This window comes from Crocosphaera sp. Alani8 (assembly GCF_038442745.1).
In the GTDB taxonomy this organism is placed as follows: Bacteria; Cyanobacteriota; Cyanobacteriia; order Cyanobacteriales; family Microcystaceae; genus Crocosphaera.
Genome location: NZ_JARVCN010000154.1, coordinates 17,584 through 36,424, shown reverse-complemented (window position 1 = coordinate 36,424; position 18,841 = coordinate 17,584). Strand labels below are relative to the sequence as shown.

Annotated in this window: 16 protein-coding genes; 6 read left to right on the top strand and 10 right to left on the bottom strand. The window is 36.3% G+C overall.

All coding sequences use genetic code 11. The features are described 5' to 3' along the window. The first annotated feature begins 38 nt into the window (after positions 1 to 38). Positions 39 to 683 carry a bifunctional hydroxymethylpyrimidine kinase/phosphomethylpyrimidine kinase gene (gene thiD / locus P9B04_RS10645; protein ID WP_342054968.1) on the top strand — a complete coding sequence of 215 codons (645 nt, stop codon included), beginning with the start codon at positions 39 to 41 and terminating at the stop codon, positions 681 to 683. Positions 684 to 788: 105 nt separating this feature from the next. On the opposite strand, the gene purE is transcribed toward thiD, so the two are convergent. After that, a complete protein-coding gene (gene purE, locus P9B04_RS10640; RefSeq protein WP_342054965.1) occupies positions 789 to 1,313 on the bottom strand; it encodes a 5-(carboxyamino)imidazole ribonucleotide mutase in 525 nt (174 codons plus the stop codon). Between the two features lie 170 nt (positions 1,314 to 1,483). On the opposite strand from purE, the gene nagA reads away from it, so the two are divergent. Together nagA and P9B04_RS10630 are read left to right on the top strand one after the other, a co-directional pair. Further along, entirely contained in the window at positions 1,484 to 2,644 is a 1,161-nt protein-coding gene (nagA, locus tag P9B04_RS10635) for an N-acetylglucosamine-6-phosphate deacetylase (protein WP_342054964.1), read from the top strand. A gap of 277 nt (positions 2,645 to 2,921) precedes the next feature. Continuing rightward, on the top strand, positions 2,922 to 4,022 hold the full coding sequence (locus P9B04_RS10630; RefSeq protein WP_446717989.1) for a pentapeptide repeat-containing protein: 1,101 nt from the start codon (positions 2,922 to 2,924) through the stop codon (positions 4,020 to 4,022). A gap of 102 nt (positions 4,023 to 4,124) precedes the next feature. Here the strand turns inward: P9B04_RS10630 and P9B04_RS10625 are convergent, their stop codons facing one another. The 7 genes from P9B04_RS10625 to P9B04_RS10595 all read right to left on the bottom strand — a co-directional run bounded on the left by P9B04_RS10625 (position 4,125) and on the right by P9B04_RS10595 (position 14,002). Continuing rightward, a complete protein-coding gene (locus P9B04_RS10625) occupies positions 4,125 to 4,487 on the bottom strand; it encodes a hypothetical protein (RefSeq protein ID WP_342054962.1) in 363 nt (120 codons plus the stop codon). Between the two features lie 23 nt (positions 4,488 to 4,510). Continuing rightward, positions 4,511 to 6,010, bottom strand: coding sequence for a hydroxysqualene dehydroxylase (locus P9B04_RS10620; RefSeq protein WP_342054961.1), 1,500 nt, complete (start codon positions 6,008 to 6,010; stop codon positions 4,511 to 4,513). Between the two features lie 154 nt (positions 6,011 to 6,164). Then, positions 6,165 to 6,677, bottom strand: a complete 513-nt coding sequence (locus tag P9B04_RS10615; protein ID WP_342054960.1) for a type II secretion system protein — start codon at positions 6,675 to 6,677, stop codon at positions 6,165 to 6,167. 581 nt (positions 6,678 to 7,258) lie between these two features. Then, positions 7,259 to 9,196: a hypothetical protein gene (locus tag P9B04_RS10610; protein ID WP_342054959.1), complete on the bottom strand. Its 1,938-nt coding sequence runs from the start codon at positions 9,194 to 9,196 to the stop codon at positions 7,259 to 7,261. Between the two features lie 6 nt (positions 9,197 to 9,202). Continuing rightward, entirely contained in the window at positions 9,203 to 10,630 is a 1,428-nt protein-coding gene (locus P9B04_RS10605) for an ABC transporter substrate-binding protein (protein ID WP_342054958.1), read from the bottom strand. A 194-nt stretch (positions 10,631 to 10,824) separates the two neighbouring features. Then, positions 10,825 to 12,669 carry a diguanylate cyclase gene (locus P9B04_RS10600; protein WP_342054957.1) on the bottom strand — a complete coding sequence of 615 codons (1,845 nt, stop codon included), beginning with the start codon at positions 12,667 to 12,669 and terminating at the stop codon, positions 10,825 to 10,827. 409 nt (positions 12,670 to 13,078) lie between these two features. Next, positions 13,079 to 14,002, bottom strand: coding sequence for a histone deacetylase family protein (locus P9B04_RS10595; RefSeq protein ID WP_342054956.1), 924 nt, complete (start codon positions 14,000 to 14,002; stop codon positions 13,079 to 13,081). Between the two features lie 135 nt (positions 14,003 to 14,137). Between P9B04_RS10595 and P9B04_RS10590 the strand changes: the two genes are divergently transcribed. The 3 genes from P9B04_RS10590 (at position 14,138) to glmU (ending at position 16,977) form a co-directional block, all read left to right on the top strand. Continuing rightward, a complete protein-coding gene (locus tag P9B04_RS10590; RefSeq protein ID WP_342054955.1) occupies positions 14,138 to 15,220 on the top strand; it encodes a hypothetical protein in 1,083 nt (360 codons plus the stop codon). 12 nt (positions 15,221 to 15,232) lie between these two features. After that, positions 15,233 to 15,523 carry a hypothetical protein gene (locus tag P9B04_RS10585; RefSeq protein WP_342054954.1) on the top strand — a complete coding sequence of 97 codons (291 nt, stop codon included), beginning with the start codon at positions 15,233 to 15,235 and terminating at the stop codon, positions 15,521 to 15,523. A gap of 77 nt (positions 15,524 to 15,600) precedes the next feature. Beyond that, positions 15,601 to 16,977, top strand: a complete 1,377-nt coding sequence (gene glmU / locus P9B04_RS10580) for a bifunctional UDP-N-acetylglucosamine diphosphorylase/glucosamine-1-phosphate N-acetyltransferase GlmU (protein WP_342054953.1) — start codon at positions 15,601 to 15,603, stop codon at positions 16,975 to 16,977. Between the two features lie 238 nt (positions 16,978 to 17,215). Here glmU and P9B04_RS10575 read toward each other — a convergent pair whose 3' ends face one another. Further along, positions 17,216 to 17,584 (bottom strand): coiled-coil domain-containing protein, encoded by a 369-nt coding sequence (locus P9B04_RS10575; RefSeq protein WP_342054952.1) that lies wholly within the window; start codon positions 17,582 to 17,584, stop codon positions 17,216 to 17,218. A gap of 82 nt (positions 17,585 to 17,666) precedes the next feature. Further along, positions 17,667 to 18,821: a branched-chain amino acid ABC transporter permease gene (locus tag P9B04_RS10570; protein WP_342054951.1), complete on the bottom strand. Its 1,155-nt coding sequence runs from the start codon at positions 18,819 to 18,821 to the stop codon at positions 17,667 to 17,669. Between the last annotated feature and the right edge of the window lie 20 nt (positions 18,822 to 18,841).

Genomic DNA, 18,841 nt, shown 5'->3' with positions numbered 1-18,841 from the left:
GGGTTAGTCTAATTTGATATGTAAAGTTTTCTAAAGACATTCAACATTTCTGGATAAAAGCTCAAATCCAAACCGTCATGGTTGACATTAATGTACAAGCAGTTAAAACAGGAATGTTGTTTAATCAAGACATAATTCTCACTGTTTCTGAACATCTTAAAAAATGGAAAGTAAAGCGGTTGGTAGTAGATCCTGTAATGGTTTCTCGTACGGGAGATAAGTTAATTGATGATCAGGCAATCGCCAGTTTAAAAAGTAGTCTAATTTCCCAAGCTTTGATTGTAACTCCCAACCGTTACGAAGCACAAATTTTGAGCAATCTATCTATTAATTCCCTAGAAGAAATGAAAAAAGCCGCCGAAATTATTTACAATTTAGGGGCTAAGTTCGTCTTGGTGAAAGGGGGAGGAATGAAAGATGATTTGCAAGGATCTGATGTTTTCTTCGATGGAAAAAATTATCAAGTTTTAACCACAGAAACTATCAAAACAAAACATAATCATGGGACTGGTTGTACTTTATCAGCAGCTATTACTGCTAATTTAGCTTTAGGAAAAGAGCCTTTTATGGCTGTTAAACAAGCTAAAGATTATGTTACCAATGCCTTAAAATATGGTTTAGAAATCGGTAAAGGAACTGGCCCTGTAGGTCATTTCTTTCCGTTAATAAAACCTGAGATTTGATCATTATACTCCTGTAAGGTTATTAACGAGTAGATGAACAATTTAGAACCACAGAAATAGTCTCATAAATTAGCTGTAAATACTAGGACTTTGACTACCTACTATCTACATCTGCTGTAAATAAGTTTCATAACCTAGCTTGTCTAAATTTTCCTGTTTATCTATTACCATTTGTTGTAATTCTTGGCGATAAGTTTGTACTTTCTTCAACAAAGTAGCATCATGAGAAGCTAATATTTGAATAGCTAATAATCCTGCATTTTGGGCGTTATCAATGGCTACTGTGGCTACGGGTATTCCTCTTGGCATCTGTACGATAGAATATAGGGAATCTAACCCCTTTAGATGGCGAGTGGCAACAGGAACCCCAATCACAGGTAAGGGAGTCAAAGAAGCAACCATTCCTGGAAGATGGGCAGCCCCTCCAGCTCCAGCAATAATTACCTTCAATCCCCTTTCGTGGGCGTTTTGGGCATAGCTTACCATTCTTTGGGGGGTTCGGTGTGCTGACAAAATGGCTACTTCCCAAACAACCTCGAACCTTTGACAAACGGCGATCGCTTTTTCCATTGTGGGCAGATCAGAGTCACTGCCCATGATAATACCAATTAGAGGAGAAGAGGAACTCATTAAAGTTAAATAGTAGAATAAACTGCTATATTATGCTATCATTTGAATAGAAACTATCGGGTCACAAAAACTTCAATATTATGGCATTAGGAGATGCGTTCTCGCCATAAGAAATACCGTCCCACAACCTTACTCAAATGTCAAGAAAAAAACATTAGTTTGAGTTTAAAATGTTAAAAGATATTACCATCATTAACGCTAAATTACACGGATATAAAGAAAAACAAAAAATCCTGATCGACGAGGAAGGTTTGATCGAGGAAATCGGCTCTATGGGGTCAAATAATTCAACTCAAAAAGTAGCTAAAATATACGATGCTGGTGGAGATTGGGTCTCCTTAGGAGGGGTTGACTTACAAATTAATGGAGGGTTAGGTTTAGCATTTACAGAGATCGAAGAGAAGCACCTACCCCAATTGCATCAGATTTGCGAATTTTTATGGCATCAAGGTGTTGATTACTTTTTACCTACCCTAGTAACAACTTCTGTTGAGAATATACGGCGATCACTCTCAGTTTTTGAGGGGTTTATGAAGATACAAAAAAGTGAAGACATCGAAACTGCCACCGTATTAGGCATTCATTTAGAAGGACCTTTTTTGAACCCCGGGAAAAAAGGAGCGCATCCTGATCAGTATTTATTAACTCCTTCGGTTGAAGCCATAGAATGGCTATTGGAAGACTACGAATACATTGTTAAAGTTATTACCTTAGCTCCAGAATTAGACCTAACAGATGAGGTTATTTCTTATCTATGTTCCCGAGGAATTATTGTTAGTTTAGGTCATTCTCAAGCCAATGCCCAACAAGCAAAAAAAGCTTTTGACATGGGGGCATCAATGGTTACTCACGCTTTTAATGCTATGCCTTCTTTGCATCATCGAGAGCCTGGTTTATTGGGAGAAGCAATAATAAACTCTAACGTTTATTGTGGCTTAATTGCTGATGGCAATCACGTCTGTTCAACAATGATCGAATTATTATTGAGAAGCAGTCTTTATGAAAAAGGTGTTTTCTTAGTGAGCGATGCTTTAGCACCCATTGGTTTAGGGGATGGGGTTTATCCTTGGGATAACCGACAAATTGAAGTAAAAAAAGGAACTGCAAGACTAGCTAATGGAACATTAGCAGGAACAACATTTCCTTTATTAGTCGGTGTTGAAAATTTAGTTAAATGGCAATTATGCCCTTTAGAAAATGCCATTGCGTTAGCTACTGAATCTCCTAGAAAAGCTGTAGGTTTACCAGGAATTTCTCCAGGACAACCTGCTAGTTTATTAGAATGGAATTGGGATCAAGAAACTAATCAAGTTAATTGGAGAAGACTGTGAATTATTAATTATTGTTATGTTGTAATGCTGTAAATCACTCACAGTAATTGATCTATATTTTATTGGTGACTTGAGGTGTTAGCTAAGTAATCTGAATTCGACATAAGGCAATTTATAGACAACTGGTGAAAATTCAGAGTCTTGAACTCTTATTCTCTCTTTGAAAAAGATTCAACTCCCAACTCAGGTTAGATGACTCCTCAAACTAAAAAAAACTTTGCAGCTTATAAGTATGGGAAGTGCTATATTTTATGTAGGAAGCGATTATTATTTAACTATGTCAGAATCCTATCCCTCTCTCCACCTCCACACTGCATATAATCCTTACGGAAGATGTGTTTTTTTGCAAGTAATCCCGAAAGTGTTAAAAACATCTGAAGGAAAGTTTACTTTAGACTTAAATGTTCATTTTAATGAGCGAGAAAAATCTTTATTAAATGGTCAAATAAAGTTTGGTATAAAAGGAGGCGAACTTAACCTGAAGGTACAACAAGGAAAAATTATTGAACCGCAATTAAATAGTGGCAATCTCTTTAACTTAATAGAATCTCATGATAACAGTGTAGTTTGGCACTTAATTAGTCAAACGGGACAATCTGCCTTTAAAATTGACTATTCATCTCCTCTGGCAATTCTTCAAGGGATAGATGAGTCTATTAAAGTTACTATTTCCTATAAGGTTAATTTAGCAGATATTTCCATCACCGATGTAACAGGTTTATGGCGGCATGATATTCATCCCAATAAACATAGCATTTTAGAAAGGAAACTTGCTCAATTTTTATGGAGAGAAAGACTTTCCCCTGAAATTTCCATGATTAAACTAGCGACTGAAATACCAGAAACAGTCGAAGAAATAAATAGTCCAATTACAGTTATTGAACCCGAACATCTTACTAATTTGAGTCAATTGATTGATAAAATCTATGATGTCAATACTAATGACATACTTGAACTACTTAAAATTGTAGATTTGAATGCTCAAATGGATTTAGCAGGAGGTAACTTTTTGGCCACAGACTTGAGCGGAATTGAGTTAAGTGGTGCAAATTTAACCCGCAGTAATTTTCGAGGAGCAAATTTAACAGATGCAGATTTGAGCGAAGCGGAATTAAGCTACACAAGGTTTAGCGGTGCAGATTTGAGCGGTTCCTATCTAAGTAATACTAATCTACAACACGCAGATTTCTTTCGGAGTAGTTTGGCTTTGACTAATTTAATTGGAGCTGATTTAAGAGGAGCAAATTTACAGGATGCAAACCTAAGTCAAGCAAATTTGAGTAGTGCTTTAGTAGAGGGGGCTAAGTTTGGAAATAATGAAGGGATGACGGCAGAAATTAGAACCAATTTAATAGAAAAAGGTGCTATTTTTCTATAGAAACTGAGTGAGATAAAAAAACATAGAAAGGTTTGTAAACCGTTTCACTTCAAGAAAGTTTTTTGGCTTTGTCCTTATAACAATTGAAGCTTAAAATATTCCTCATTCATCGGAAGTTAGTCCTTCTTTAATATCTATAAACAATTCAACAATATCTGTCAAAGAAACCTTTAGTAGAGAAAAAATTCCAACAACAATTAATATTAGTCCTAATAAGAAATTATCGTCGAATAGGATAAGTCCTACAATCACGATAAAGTAAGGAGAAACAATCCCACTTATTTTTTCAGTGATGATGACAATCTCAGGGTTTTCTTTGCTCGTTGACGATGCTCTTTTGCTAATTTTGCTTATTTCTGTGTCATCTTCTGCGCTTTCTTCTAGTTCAGACTCTGAAGGAAACATAATATCAGGAATTTCCAGGTTTTCCGTAGATTTATCTTCTTGTGGTTGTCTTCCAAACATAATTATCCTCTGATTTCTTGTGTCTAAGTTAGCCAAAACTGAGGAATCAAACCCTTAGTTATTTGACGCAAGTTTTGGTTAATTACTCTTCCTAGGTGAATGTGGGGTTCATCTGGCTCTACAGGAATAATTCCAGCAGGATTTCCTCCTAATTGTTCTGTGACTAAATTAGCTGCTTCCAATCCAGTAACGTAGGCTTTTTCCTGTGACCAAGAACCATGACGGGTAATTACCCAATCTCCACTCAAGTATAAATTATGAATCGGAGATTTTGCCTGGAGTAAATATTGATAGCTACCAGGGGAAAAATGGGTTACTCCTTGAGGTACTTTAACTACACGACTATCTATAATGTTAGCATTAGCAAAGCCTTCAATACAAGTAGTTAAATCTCGATGAACTTTTTTAATAATTTGTTCATCATTCATGGTTAATAGTTGATTAGCGTGATAAAAGTCTGCTTCGATAACGCTTCCTGGTAAATCTTGATATTCATCGTGGAGATTATTAAGGTCAAAAAATGTCCATCCTGTGGTTTTATCAAAGCCGAAACAAGCATTGGAAGGTAAAGGAATATTAACTTTTTTATCAAACCATAAACGAGTTGCTAAAACATCGATTCCTCCCAAATTGCATAAGTTAGAGAATTCTGGATATCGATTTAAAACTTGGCTTTGTTTGACTATTTTTTTTACACCGCTAATGCTAACCCCTAGAATAACAGCATCAGCCGCAAAAATTTCGTTATCACAACTTACCCCTTCAGCTATTCCTTGGTCATTGACAATAACATCAGTTACTCGCTTATTGGTTAAAATTTTTCCTCCCAAACTTTTTATTTTTTCTACCCAGGGTTTAAAAATCATTTCTCCTACAGTTCCACGACACCAAACCACATCAAAATCAGGTTGATGGGCTAATATGAAATAATAAAGCATTCCTAGTGTTGCAGCTGCACTACATTGTTCTCCTGGGGCGAATAAACCAACTAATAACATGGGTTCAAAAGCATCTTTATAAAGGCGAGAAGATACCCCAAACTGTTTAAATAATTCTCTGGCTGTTACTTTATCATAACGTTCCCAAGCGTCGTGAGAATTATCAAAATCAATTAAACTATAAAGTAGAGGTAGAGCCGATAGGCGATCGCTTAAAGGTAGTCGTTTAAACTTAGTGTACAGAAAGGTTCCTAATGGGGTAGGTAAGATGGGTTCATCTTGAAAAATAGGTGATTCAACTTCTAAACCAGCAGGAGAATATTGAAAAGAACGAGTCCAGTTTGTAAATGGATTTAAGCCGAGTTCTTTTACTAATTGAAATATGTTCTGGTAAGGATACCAGAAACCATGAATTCCTGCTTCTATAGACTTGCCATCTTCTGTCTTCCAACCAGCTACTAAACCTCCAGGATAAGGAGAAGCTTCTAATAAAGTAACATCATAACCTTGTTTTGCCAGGTGATAAGTTGCTCCTAAACCTGCCCAACCGGCACCAACAACCACTACTTTTTTGGATTTTGACATCTTCTAGCTTTGAGTATTTTGATTGTCTATTGATTGTATCATAATAAGAAGTCAATATATTTTAGAATGTAAAAGAGTAAAAATCATCTTAGCTTAACGTTTAAGGACGATTTCGGCTGTCTTAGGATGAAGAAAAAACTTAACCAATATTTTCTTAACATCCTCCAATTGAGCGTGAAACAATGTCTATTACTAAAACTAAATCATCCCTTCCAATTTCATGAAATCCTTTTTCACTAGGGCGAAGAGAAAAGTTGTTTCTAGAAAACTCTCTGGATTGGTTTTTTCCTAAAAATGTAATTGCTATAAAACAAGTATCTCCTGAACTATTATCCCAACTTTCATAATCATATATGCTGTTAAAAGGAATTCGTGAAGTAAAATTATTTGGTTGCTCCGTATTATCGTTGACTTCAAAACAGTCAGAATTTGCAAAAACTATATTGGTAGCTACGTTGGGAGGAAAAGTACCATATTCAAGTCTATAACTTTGCACCTCTTTTCCCATACAACCCATTTGGATTTTTGCTCCTGCATATTTTGCCTTGTCAATTTGGCTAATTAATGCAGGAATAGAAATGGCACTCAAAACACTGACAATAACTAAACTAATTAATAACTCAAGTAATGTAAAGCCCTGTATAGTAGAGATTCGGCGATTATTCATAGTTATTTATTTATAAACGGGTAGAAACAGTGGGTTTATTATACCCAGAGTATTAACTAAACTATTCACCTCCTTTCTATTTGCTGGATTGCACCAAACAAAAGGGATTCCTTTAATGATTACTTAACCTTTCCATTGCAGAGCAATATAAGTTTCGGGGGTTGAAGGCTTTAGTCTCAAAACTTAAATAAACTATACGTTTTTTTATATAAAATGATTGTTATAAAAAATATTTGTTAAGATTATAGTAGAAGTAGAAAAATAAATAGATTGTGTTTAAGTATCCTAGAATTAGTAGAAACTTATCTAACCACAATTTTTTTCTGAGTATCAATACTTGAGGATACTCTGGACGCATTCGGAGGCAATTTTATGATTATTGATTTTACACAAGCCTTAGAAATAATTGGCTTAATCACCCTTGCTTGCACAATTGTATCACTTATTTTACTTTGGTTATTAAGTTATCAAAGTGAAACAAGTTGATTAAGTTTTTGAGTTGACGAGAAGTTTTATTAGACTGTAGCAGTAAAAAAAACTAGTCAGGACATGATTGTAATCAATACTCCTACAGGTCAAAATTAGGGAGAAACTACTACTTTCCTCTCGTTATTGACCTCAGTCTTAAACTCATACCCTCCTGCTTTTACTTGTAATTTTCCTTCTTTGTAACCTAAAAATATAGGATATTTATCTTTTGTTTGACTGTTATAAAGGGAAAAACTTTCTGACCACTGATGTAACTTACCGTCACGTAGAATAATAGGTAAAAGATTTATGGGGTTGTAAACTAACTGTAGTGTTTGTTGGTTACTTCCTTGATAATTTACAACTCCTCTAGTCAGCTTTTCTAAATTAAGCTGGCTCTTATTTTTGACGTTATCTTTGAACTGTTGATAAGTTCCATAAAATTCTTGTTCCCCAACTTCTAAAACAAAACCATAAAAATTTTCATTGTCCATGTCCGATTTTAGAAATTTTTCTTGTGAATATCTCTCTTTTTTATTTATAACTTCTTGGTATGGTTTTAAATTAATTGGATGAATAGCTAACCAAGTTTTTTCCAATTGAAAGAACCAAATATCATTTTCAATTTCTACTTTAGTATTTTTGGGAACTTGAAAATTAAAATTAGAATTAGAAGGAGGCCTCAACCATATTAAAAGGTTATTATATTGTCCTATTTGATCTCCTGGTCTTTTTCCAGATCTAAGCAAATTTTTTCCACTGTTAGCTATAAAATAATCCATCCCTCTTTGAGAATTATAAGCCATTAACTTAAACGGAGCAACATCTCCATCAGCAAATTTTGCAACTAAACTACCCATTTGATAACTATGACCAAAAAACTGAGTTTCCCAGTAACCAGGTGCATCAGAATTACCAGGTTTCCAATTTTCATATAAAGGTTTAGTGCTGAGAATTTCTAGGGGTTTATTAAACTTTTTCTGGGCCAATGCTACAGCCGCTAAGGGAGGACGATAGGAACTGGTAATCAAAAATAAGCTATCAGTTTCAGGACGATTATTAGGCAAGGGAGTTTCTCCAAAATATAACCAAAAAGTTCGGGCGGCCGATGAACCCATAGCCACATTTCCTCCTCCATAATCTCGTTTAACTGGACCTCCCCAACCCCCTCGATAATATTTGATAGCAGCAGCTACAGACATCCAATCTAAGGCGGCTTTTGCTAACAATTTAACTTCGGGATCTTTGGCAAAATCATAAAGGTTTAGGTAGGGAGCAAAGGTATGACCATGATAAACTTCTGAGTCCCATTCGCCCATTCCAATATGATACAATGCCCACACATATCGTTGTATTTTCTTTTTATATATTAAGCGTGTTTTCTCATTACCTGTTTCTTCAGCCATCAAGTAAACAGATGTCTCTCTCATTGCTCTTAAATTGTCTGTATTTCGTCCATCAACCCATCTTCCTCGACGCTTAATATCCCAGTCTCTACCACTACCATCACCTAAACCATAAACAGGGTGAGGACGAGTTAAGGGATCTTCTTGTGTCCATTTTTTTGCACCTTCAAACATCCTTTGTTTATAGTCTGGATCAAGAAATTTTCCATACAAAAAATACTTACGAATTTGTCCCTTTAAAGTAAAACAATAATAGTAGTCAATACCATTAGTGTGTTGATGTTGTTTAGCTTGTGGATCTTCTTGTTCTAAAAAAGCGATCGCTTTCTTTTCATTACCTGCTAAAAAATCCAACATTGCTTTGGGATAAGACCTTTTTTCGTTTTCTCCGTACCCGTTACCATAACTTTCTATATCTGCATAGTGATTAATCACCTCAAATACTCTTTTTTGAAATTTTTTCTCTAGTTCTTCTGTCCATTGATTGCGATATTGTTGATCAATTTCAGGCAATTTTAAAGAAGAAATTTGACTAATTTCTCCTAGCACTGGTGTTGTTTTTCCTAGGGGATCAGAACAGCTTATTAGTGTTATAGAGAAAAAAATAAGAAAACCGAGAGGATAGGTAATTATAGATGGTTTCATAACTAATTAATCTTCGATAACTTCAAAATCGTATTCAGCATATTTATTAATCTGAGGAATTACCCTAACTAATAAAGGTTTGGTATCACGATCACCGTTTTTAAGAACACTATTCCCATCTTCATTATTTATGAAAAATCTCAAACGTTCTCCTGATGTTTCTGAGGATGGTAGACTGGTTTTTTCTAAATTAGTTAACACACTCTTTCTTGTAGCATCGTCGGACAAAGCTTCAATAAAAGCCTTGGTTGCATCATAACTGGTTGCTGTGCGCCAACTAACTCGTCCTCTCCATCGTTTTTCTGCTAAATTTGCGTAAGAATAAGTAGACTTAGCAAACCAAGGAACTGCTAATACTAAACCTCTTACTCCTCCTTTACTTGATGCTAAGGTACTAAGTTTATATAGTGCATCACCTCCTAATAGTTTTTTAGGGTTTGCTAAATTAGCATTAGCATCCGCAACCTGTAAGGAAAGATCAAGAATTTTCTTATTAGTGTTGGGAAATAAAACAAAACCATCCACTTGATTCTTTAATTCCTCTACTGTGTTTTTGGGATTAAAGTCAGACTCACTCATATCCACTACCTCTATGTCGTCACCTAAGCTTTTAAAACCATTAACAAAAGCGTCTTTAAGACTTTTACTATAATTGCTAGTAGATGTATACAAAATAGCCACATTCCTGATCTTATTTTCAATAGCATATCTGGCTAAAAATTGCCCTGCCTTCGCATCAGACGGCACAGTTCTAAAAAAAGAATTACCTGATAAATCGGTACTTGTACTAGTAGGAGAAATCATTGCCATTCCAGCTCTTTCGTATTCTTTTAATCCCTCACTACTCGCCCCACTCGAATTATGCCCTATCACGCCCAAAATATAATCACTATTTATAATTTCTTTCGCAACTTCTCGAGCATAATCTTTATTATTACTATCATTGAAAATTCTTATTTCTAGTAGTCTTCCATTAATACCTTGTCGATTAAATTGAGTTTGAGCTTGTGCAACTCCCCGTAACATTTCTTCTGCGTTGTCTTTATTCGCGTCTACTGGAACAACAGCAGCTAAAATAAAAGGATTTCCCGACTTTCTTGCTTGGGAATTATTAAGATAAATTTGAACTTCTGGATCTCCTGGTGCGTTATTTACTGCTTTTCTAAACTGTTGATAAGCTTCGTTATAGTTTTCTCGATTAAATGCTTTCACTCCCTCTTCAGCATTGGGGTTTGTTTGATTTTCAAATAAAAGGTGATTGCCACTACTAAATCTTTGAATTTTTTGATTACGATCATCATCAATGACAACTTCATCGCCATTAGGAGAACCAGAGATTATGTCCTCGAATGCGACTTCCCAGAGTAAAATAATAAGGCTACAAGCTCCAATGAAGCTTAAGAAATAAACAATAAATTTTAAACTGTTATTCATAGATGATTGTGATCTAACTTGGAATTTGACTAGTTTTGCTTAATGATAACTTAATTTTCAAGCTTATAACAATTACTTCTCAGGCAATTTTAAAGAAAAATCTGACTACTTTATCTTATCCCCGATGTTGTTTTATCTAGGGGAGAAAAATAGCCTGTTAGTGTTATGGAAAATAATAAGAAAACAATAACTGTTTACCGTTCATCGTTTCTTGATAACTCTTCGCTATAAATAACAGTACAATTACGTCCTCGTTCTTTAGCTACGTGCAAAGCAATGTCAGCGCAATGAACGGATTCTTCTCCAGTTAACCCATGTTGAGGAAAATTAGAGACTCCAATAGACACAGTAACAGATTCTAAATAATGTTTTTGGAAACGAAAATGAAGACGTTTTATTTGTTTTCTAAGAGCTTCAGCTCGTTCATAAGTATTTTCCAGGTTAGCATGAGGAAGAATTAAAATAAACTCTTCTCCACCGTAACGACAAGCAATGTCAGATTCTCGGGTATTATTGTTTAAAAATTCGCCAATATCTTTTAAAACCACATCTCCTAATCCATGACTGTAATTATCATTAATTCTTTTAAAATGGTCAATATCCATCAAAATGATACCAATATCTGTTTCATATCTTTGTGATTTAGTAATCTCTTTTTTTAAGAATTCATAAAGGTGACGACGATTATATAATCCCGTTAACGAATCTCTAATACTCTGTTCTTTTAAGTCTTGTCTTAATTTTAAGTTAGCCAAAGATAGCGTGACATAGTCACTGATCATTTCTGCTAAAATCTCTGCTTCTGGAGTTAATTTATTTTCATCAGTAGCACTTATATAAATAATTCCTAAAGTTTTTCCTTGAGCAACCATTGGATAACATAAAGTTGCTTTCGTCATTAAATTTGTTTCGATATGAGGACAAAATAACTGACTATTACTAATAGTATTATAGTGAGGTTTTCCTTGTCTTAATGCCCAACATTCCGAGAACCTGAATTCTTTTTTACTATTCAGATAATCCCCTGACCAGGAAACTAAAGTGGCAAAAGTCTGTTGCTCATTGAGTTGATAAATGCCTAAAGAACAATCGCTAAATAATGGTTGAATTAAATCTGCTAAAATTGTGTAAGCTTCTTCTACACTATTACAAGATTGTAGAAATTGACTGACTCGACTGAGTAAGGTTCTTTCTCGATTCTGTTTAGCTAATTGCTCAACAATTTGTTTCAATTGTTGGTTTGCATTTTTAAGTTCGATTTCTGTTTCCTTTCTCTCTTGAATGTCCTCAACAATTCCTAGTAAATAATCAGGAACTCCATCCTTATTATTAATTATTGAAAGTGTTATATTTACCCAGATAACTGAACCATCTCTTCTGAGCAATTTTTGTTCCAATGTAAAGGTTTTTATTTCATGGTTTAAGAGCTTTCTAAGTTTTTGTCTATATTTAGGTAAATCTTCATAAAAAATAATTTCTTCTAAAGTTTTTTCTTTAATTTCGGCTAATGAGTATTTTGTGATTTGAGAAAATTTTAGATTAAATCTCAAAAAATCCCCAACTAAATTAACATGAATAATGCCCACTGCTGCCTGTTCAAAAGTTCCTCTAAATCTTTGCTCACTTTGTTCTAATTCTCGACTTAGTTTAACTCTTTCGACAGCTAAATGTAATGACTTGTGTAAGCTTTCTTTAGTTAAGTTATCTTTAATTAAGTAATCTTGTGCGCCGTTTTTCATGGCTTCTGCTGCGATGGTTTCGTTGCCTGCTTCTGTTAGAATAATAACAGCAAAGTTACTAGAATAAAATTGATGTTGTAGTTGTTGTAGAAATTGAATGCTATCCATGTCGAGTAAACGAAAATCTAGGATGATTCCATCAACTTTAACTGTTTTTATTACTTCTAATCCTCCTCTTCCTGATGATGCTTCAAACACCTGATAATATTGATCATTTCGCTCGTTTAGATAGTCTTTTAGAATAGACCTATCTGTTTCCTTATTATTGATAATTAATACGTTAATAGGTTGAGAAAACATACATCAAAAACTTGAATTAGAGAGAAACAAAATAACTTATTATTTTATAACAATGAACAAATTGGTTAATATATTCTATATGTTTTTAATTGTTATTGTACAAAAATAGGTATTTTCCTTAGAGTTCTAGCCATAGGAAATGATGCTCTAGTCATCATTTCCTATGAATTTAAGAATATAGCTTTTTGTATAACGTTTATAACAAAAATCCCTTGTCCAGTAATCGTTGTAAATACTTAAAAATGGCATAAAAATATTCTTATACTCAGAGTTTTCTGGTAAAAGCATCATGAACTGATTGTCCACCAACACCATTTAACCGAGTCAGAAGTTATTTTTGGGGTGACTCTCAAATTCTGATTTTAAAAATGTTTTGTCTTAAAAAGCCAGATTCTGAAAACTATTCTTTTTATTTTTGAAACAAACAGGTCCGAATCGTAGCCACAACCGAGTCAGACAAAGCTGATAAATCATAACCTCCTTCTAAACCGAATAACACACAAGAGCTTATGGCTAACAATTGTTGAGTAAAAATCCCGTAATCATTGGGTTTCAGGTTAATGGAGGCTAAAGGATCCGCTTGATTGGCATCGTAACCAGCACTAACAATCAATAAATCTCCTTTAAATGCTTCTAAAAACGGGATAACTTCCTCAGAAAACGCAAATTGATAGGTGTTTATGTCGCTTCCCGGTTGCATAGGAATATTCAGTACATTGTTGTATTTTTCTGTTTCGTTAGTTCCTCCGGTTCCGGGATAAGCAGGAAACTGATGCAGAGAACAATAGGCGATGTTAGGGTTATTTTCAACAATAGCCTGGGTTCCATTGCCATGATGCACGTCCCAGTCTAAGATAGTCACCCGTTGCACCCCAGAAGATTTTAGAGCATAGTCAGCTGCGATCGCCGCGTTAGAAAATAAACAAAACCCCATTCCGGTGTTTTTTACTGCGTGATGACCTGGGGGACGAGACAAGACAAAAGCGGGGTTTTGGGTTTCAATGACCTTATCAACCCCATCCAACCAAGCATTAACCGCCAACAAAGCTACATTATAACTGTGGGGAGAAACAACGGTATCCCCGTCTAAAAATCCCCCTCCGTTGGTTGCTATTGCTTCGACTCGTTGAATGTATTCTTTAGTATGACTGTTTTTAATGTAGGGAAGAGGGTCTCGATCAGTCAAATGGGTAGGTTTGTGCCATTGTAAAAGATCTGCCCAAGAAACCGTTTTTAAGGCCTTAACAATGGCTTCCAATCTTTGAGGACTTTCGGGGTGTAAATTACCTGTATCGTGGTCTAAAAAGGTTTCAGAATAAATAAGAGGAAACATAATTATTACATCAAACACCGAATAATGTGTATCGTTTATTTTTTGATAAGCAAGTTAATATTATAAGGGAATCAACTTGTCGATTATCTGATAGTCATGATTAAAAAAGTCCCGTCAATGCTACTGCTGAGCTATGTGACTCTTACCTTGGGGGGGTGTGGTCTGTTTCAGGGTTCCCAAGAATCACCAGAAGAACCTCCATTGGCTGAGTCCCCTCCACCTTCTCAGGAAACTCCAGAAGAAGATCCTTTTGAAGAGACTCCCACTCCTAGTACGATTCAACCACCAGCAGCCGAAGGCTTAATCGCTTCTACCACTCCCAATGAACGGAAAAAAAACATTGAGCAAGGACGCAATAATCCTTTCTCGGCTATCTCAATTCAACCAATCATTAGACCCAAAGCTGCGGATAATGGGGTTAGCGAGCCTGAAAAACTTTGTCGCATAGACGAGGTAAACACAGCCCCAACTACCATCGCTCAAGCTCCAGGTACAAACACCCCTGCTTCCGATGCAACCTTGCCTCCTCTCCTCGCTCCCGTCTTACCCATTCCCAACGAAGCTAGGGGAGTTGTGGTTTCGGGGGTTATGCAACTGGACGGAACACCGGTAGCTATTGTTAAAGCTCCTAACGAAAATGTTGCTCGTCAAGTTACTGTGGGTGCCAGTCTTTCTAATGGACAGGTTCAGGTCAAAGCTATCAATGTTGGGGGTCAAAAGCCTTACGTTGTTCTAGAACAATACGGATTAGATATTCCCCGTGGAGTGGGAGAACCGGCTGAAGAAGCAGTTGCTCCCCCCACTCCTGCTGCACCAACCGCTGACGGGACTCCCCAACCAGTGGCGGCTGACCCCGGGACACCTTCTCTTCCTGCACCTGGTCCTAATGGGTTTGGAACTATCAGAAATCTCACCCTTTTAACCCTAAATATTGGCGAGGTTATTCTGGGAGAAGACCGCGGAGATGACAGTCGCTCTCTTGTAAGAGTCAGTGGTACTATTTGCAACGAGGGGCTTGAGTCCATAACGGTTGAGGCATTATCCATGCAAGTAGAAGACAAGACAACAGGATCAGTCCTAGATACTTTTGCCATCGGTTTAGGGCGACCCGGTTACACCCTTGGCTCTGGACAAAAGGCAGAATTTGATGGCTCTATTCCTAAATTACGGGGCCGTAAAAGGGGAGATGTTAATATTAAGCTAGTAGAATGGAGATAAATATTAGCAAAAGTGACACACACACAAGAAAAAATTACTTACCCTTGTCTCCCTTTGGCGATTTATCGTGAATTAGCGGCCCATTTGCGCCAAATACAAGGGGTGACTACCGAGTTAGTTTCTCAACAGTCTCAACAGTTTGATTACAATCAAAGTCAAATTGATCATATAAATATACGCTATCCTCTTACTCTGTCCCTTTCAGAAAAACAGCGACTTGAGGAAATTCTCGATTATTACGCTCAAACTTATCACCCTTATACCAGGGAATTAGTAACAAAAGACTATACCCCAAACTATTAACACCACACTCAGGTTACCCCTATCCAAAAAAACCAGGACACGATATACTCCTTTCGGGACTGTTGATGGATATAGATATGGTAGCAGTAGCAATTTTAGCAGCCGGCAAAGGGACACGGATGAAATCTGACTTACCTAAAGTTTTACACACTTTGGGAGGGCGATCGCTGGTACAACGGGTACTTGATAGTTGTCATCTCGTTACCCCATCCCGAAAACTAATTATCATTGGTTACGAAGGGGAACAAGTCAAACAGTCTTTTGAAGATATCTCCTCTCTAGAATTTGTAGAACAAAAAGAACAACTGGGTACAGGACACGCCATACAGCAATTATTACCCCATCTACAGGGTTTTGAGGGAGATTTGTTCGTTTTAAACGGAGATGCTCCTTTGTTACGCCCAGAAACCCTAGATAATTTGCTCCAGGTTCATCAGAAAAACAATAACGCGGCTACTTTGTTAACGGCAAATTTACCCAACCCGAAAGGATACGGACGAGTTTTTTGCGACGGAAACAACCAAGTTAACCAAATTGTCGAAGATCGAGACTGTAACGCTGCACAGAAACAAAATCATCGGGTTAACGGGGGAATCTATTGTTTTAACTGGTCAAAACTCGCGGAAGTATTACCAAAACTTTCTACTAATAACGATCAAAAAGAATATTATTTAACCGAGGTTATGGATTATCTTAACCCTGTTATGGCGGTTGATGTGGAAGATTATTACGAAATTAATGGAATTAATAATCGCCAGCAACTCTCTGAGGCCAACGATATCTTACAAGATCGCATCAAAAAGGCTTGGATGGCTGCAGGAGTCACCATGATTGATCCTAGTAGTATTACCATCGATGATACTGTTACCCTTGCTCCTGATGTGATTCTCGAACCTCAAACCCATTTACGGGGGAATACCTTTATCGGTGCAAAAAGTCATATTGGCCCGGGGAGTCTTATTGAGAATAGCACCATCGGGGAGCAAGTTAAGGTACTTTATTCGGTGATCACTGACTCAGAAGTTGCTTCTAACTGTCAAGTTGGGCCTTACACTCATTTACGGGGAGAAGCGAAAATAGCAGATTCTTGTCGCATCGGTAACTTTGTAGAGGTCAAAAAGACTCAGATAGGAAATAAGAGCAATGTTGCCCATTTATCCTATCTTGGAGATGCTGTTTTAGGTGAACGAGTTAATGTGGGTGCAGGGACGATTACTGCTAATTATGACGGTTATAAAAAACATCCTACCATTATCGGCGATCGCACTAAAACGGGGGCTAATAGCGTGTTTGTTGCTCCGGTTACTTTGGGTGAAGGGGTGACAGTGGCAGCAGGATCAGTTGTTACCCACGATGTTCCCAGTGATGCGTTGGTCATTGCGAGACAAAGACAAAGAATTATTGAAGATTGGAAGGCAAAAATAATGAAAAAACAATCACAGTATAAAGATTGATTGTTAAATTGTTCTCTTTCTATTTTTTAGCTATCAACACAAAATAAATCTTATTTCCAGCTTTGTTTAACTAGTATCTTGCACGAGTATGGAAAAACTTAAATTAGTAAGCACTCAGCGTTCAGCATTGGTTTAATATTACTCACAGTAGATGATAGGGATTCATCTTTTTCAGCTAATGGCTAATAGCTGAACCCTTACAAACTAGGAAGTTTTATCGAAGGTGCAAGATGTGAGTTTAACGGAGGAGTAGGTTAGGAAAAAACAACTTAATAAACCCAGAAACGAAGGCTAAAATAAAGCCAACCGCAACGGAACGATTAATAAATTCTTGAGAATCTAGGCGTTTATTCATTCCTTTAAGTTCTGTTTTTATTTCTACAAGTTCCACTTCAATTTTTGTGACATCTTGTCCAACATCTTTAATTTCTTGTCCAACATCTTTAATTTCCTGTCTAACATCTTTAATTTCCTGTCTAACATCTTTAACTTCTTGTCTAACCTCTTTAATTTCTTGTTTGATTTCTTGTTGATTAGTGTCTATTTTGCTCTCGATACGTTTGAGGATGTCTTCTAAAGAGTAGGTGACGGTGATAGGTTCATTCATGCTTAAACTTCCCTTCTGACGTAATTGGGGGAACTATATATCCCCCAATTTTAGCTTATGGTGAAATTAGTTGATCTCGAGATCAACGACCTAAAGTTAACTCTTCTTTTTTCCCTAGAATACCTTGAGGCCGCCAAACCATTAAAATCATTAAAATTAAACCAATAATCATAATCCTAAAATAGCCAGCTTGACTCTGACTTGAGATTCCTAGTTGCGGTAAAATAAAGCGGGTTAAAGAATCATAAGACCAAAAAATAACCGCTCCTAAAAGGGTTCCTGCATTACTTCCTGAGCCTCCTAAAACTACTATTATCCAAGTATTAAAAGTAATTAGAGGTTCAAATCTATCGGGATAAATTGCCCTCAGTTGCCAAGCAAAAAAAGCACCAGCAGTTCCCGCAATCGCTCCTCCTAACATAAAGGCTTGTAACTTATATAAAAGAATATTTTTTCCCAAAGCTCTGGGAACTTCTTCGTCTTCTCGAATAGATTTAAGAACCCTTCCCCAAGGAGAATTAACTAATAATTCCAAACTAGCATAAACAATAGCTAAAACTAATAAAACTAAAACCATTAATCCTTGATTGTATTCATAGGAATCAAACCATAAGGCTATTATCCATGCTAGATAAACGATTAAGATCAAAGAAGTAGTAATAATGCCCCAAACAATTAAACTAAAAGGCTTTCTTGGTTGATAACTTTTACCTTGTATTTCTTTATTTTGTTTCCACTGATAAGCTAAGCTTTTGTATAATGTCCACTGTGCATAGAGTGCTAATAAACTGAAAACAACAGTTAACAATATTTTCATAGGTAAACCAGCTTCTATATTTAAGGGTAGAGGATATCCTTGTAAACCCCTAACTCCCCTGGTTAACCATTCTTCATTAGAAGCAACCAAACGGACTAATTCTGACACTCCAATGGTAACAATAGCCAGATAATCTTCTCGAAGACGTAGGGTAGATAGTCCAATTAATAACCCTAAAATAGCTGCTAAAATCGCCCCCATTAAAACGGCTAATATAAAAGGCACTCCGACTACGGTTAATAAGACGCTGGTGTAAGCCCCCAATGTCATAAAACCTACCACACCAAAATTAATTAATCCAGTAAACCCCCATTGTAAGTTTAATCCCAGGGCAAAAATACTGTATATTCCTGCGGATGTGGTGACATAGATGATCAAACCGCTAATACCAATGAATTGCTCTAATAAGGGGTTATTCATGAATAAAAAAACTGAAGATT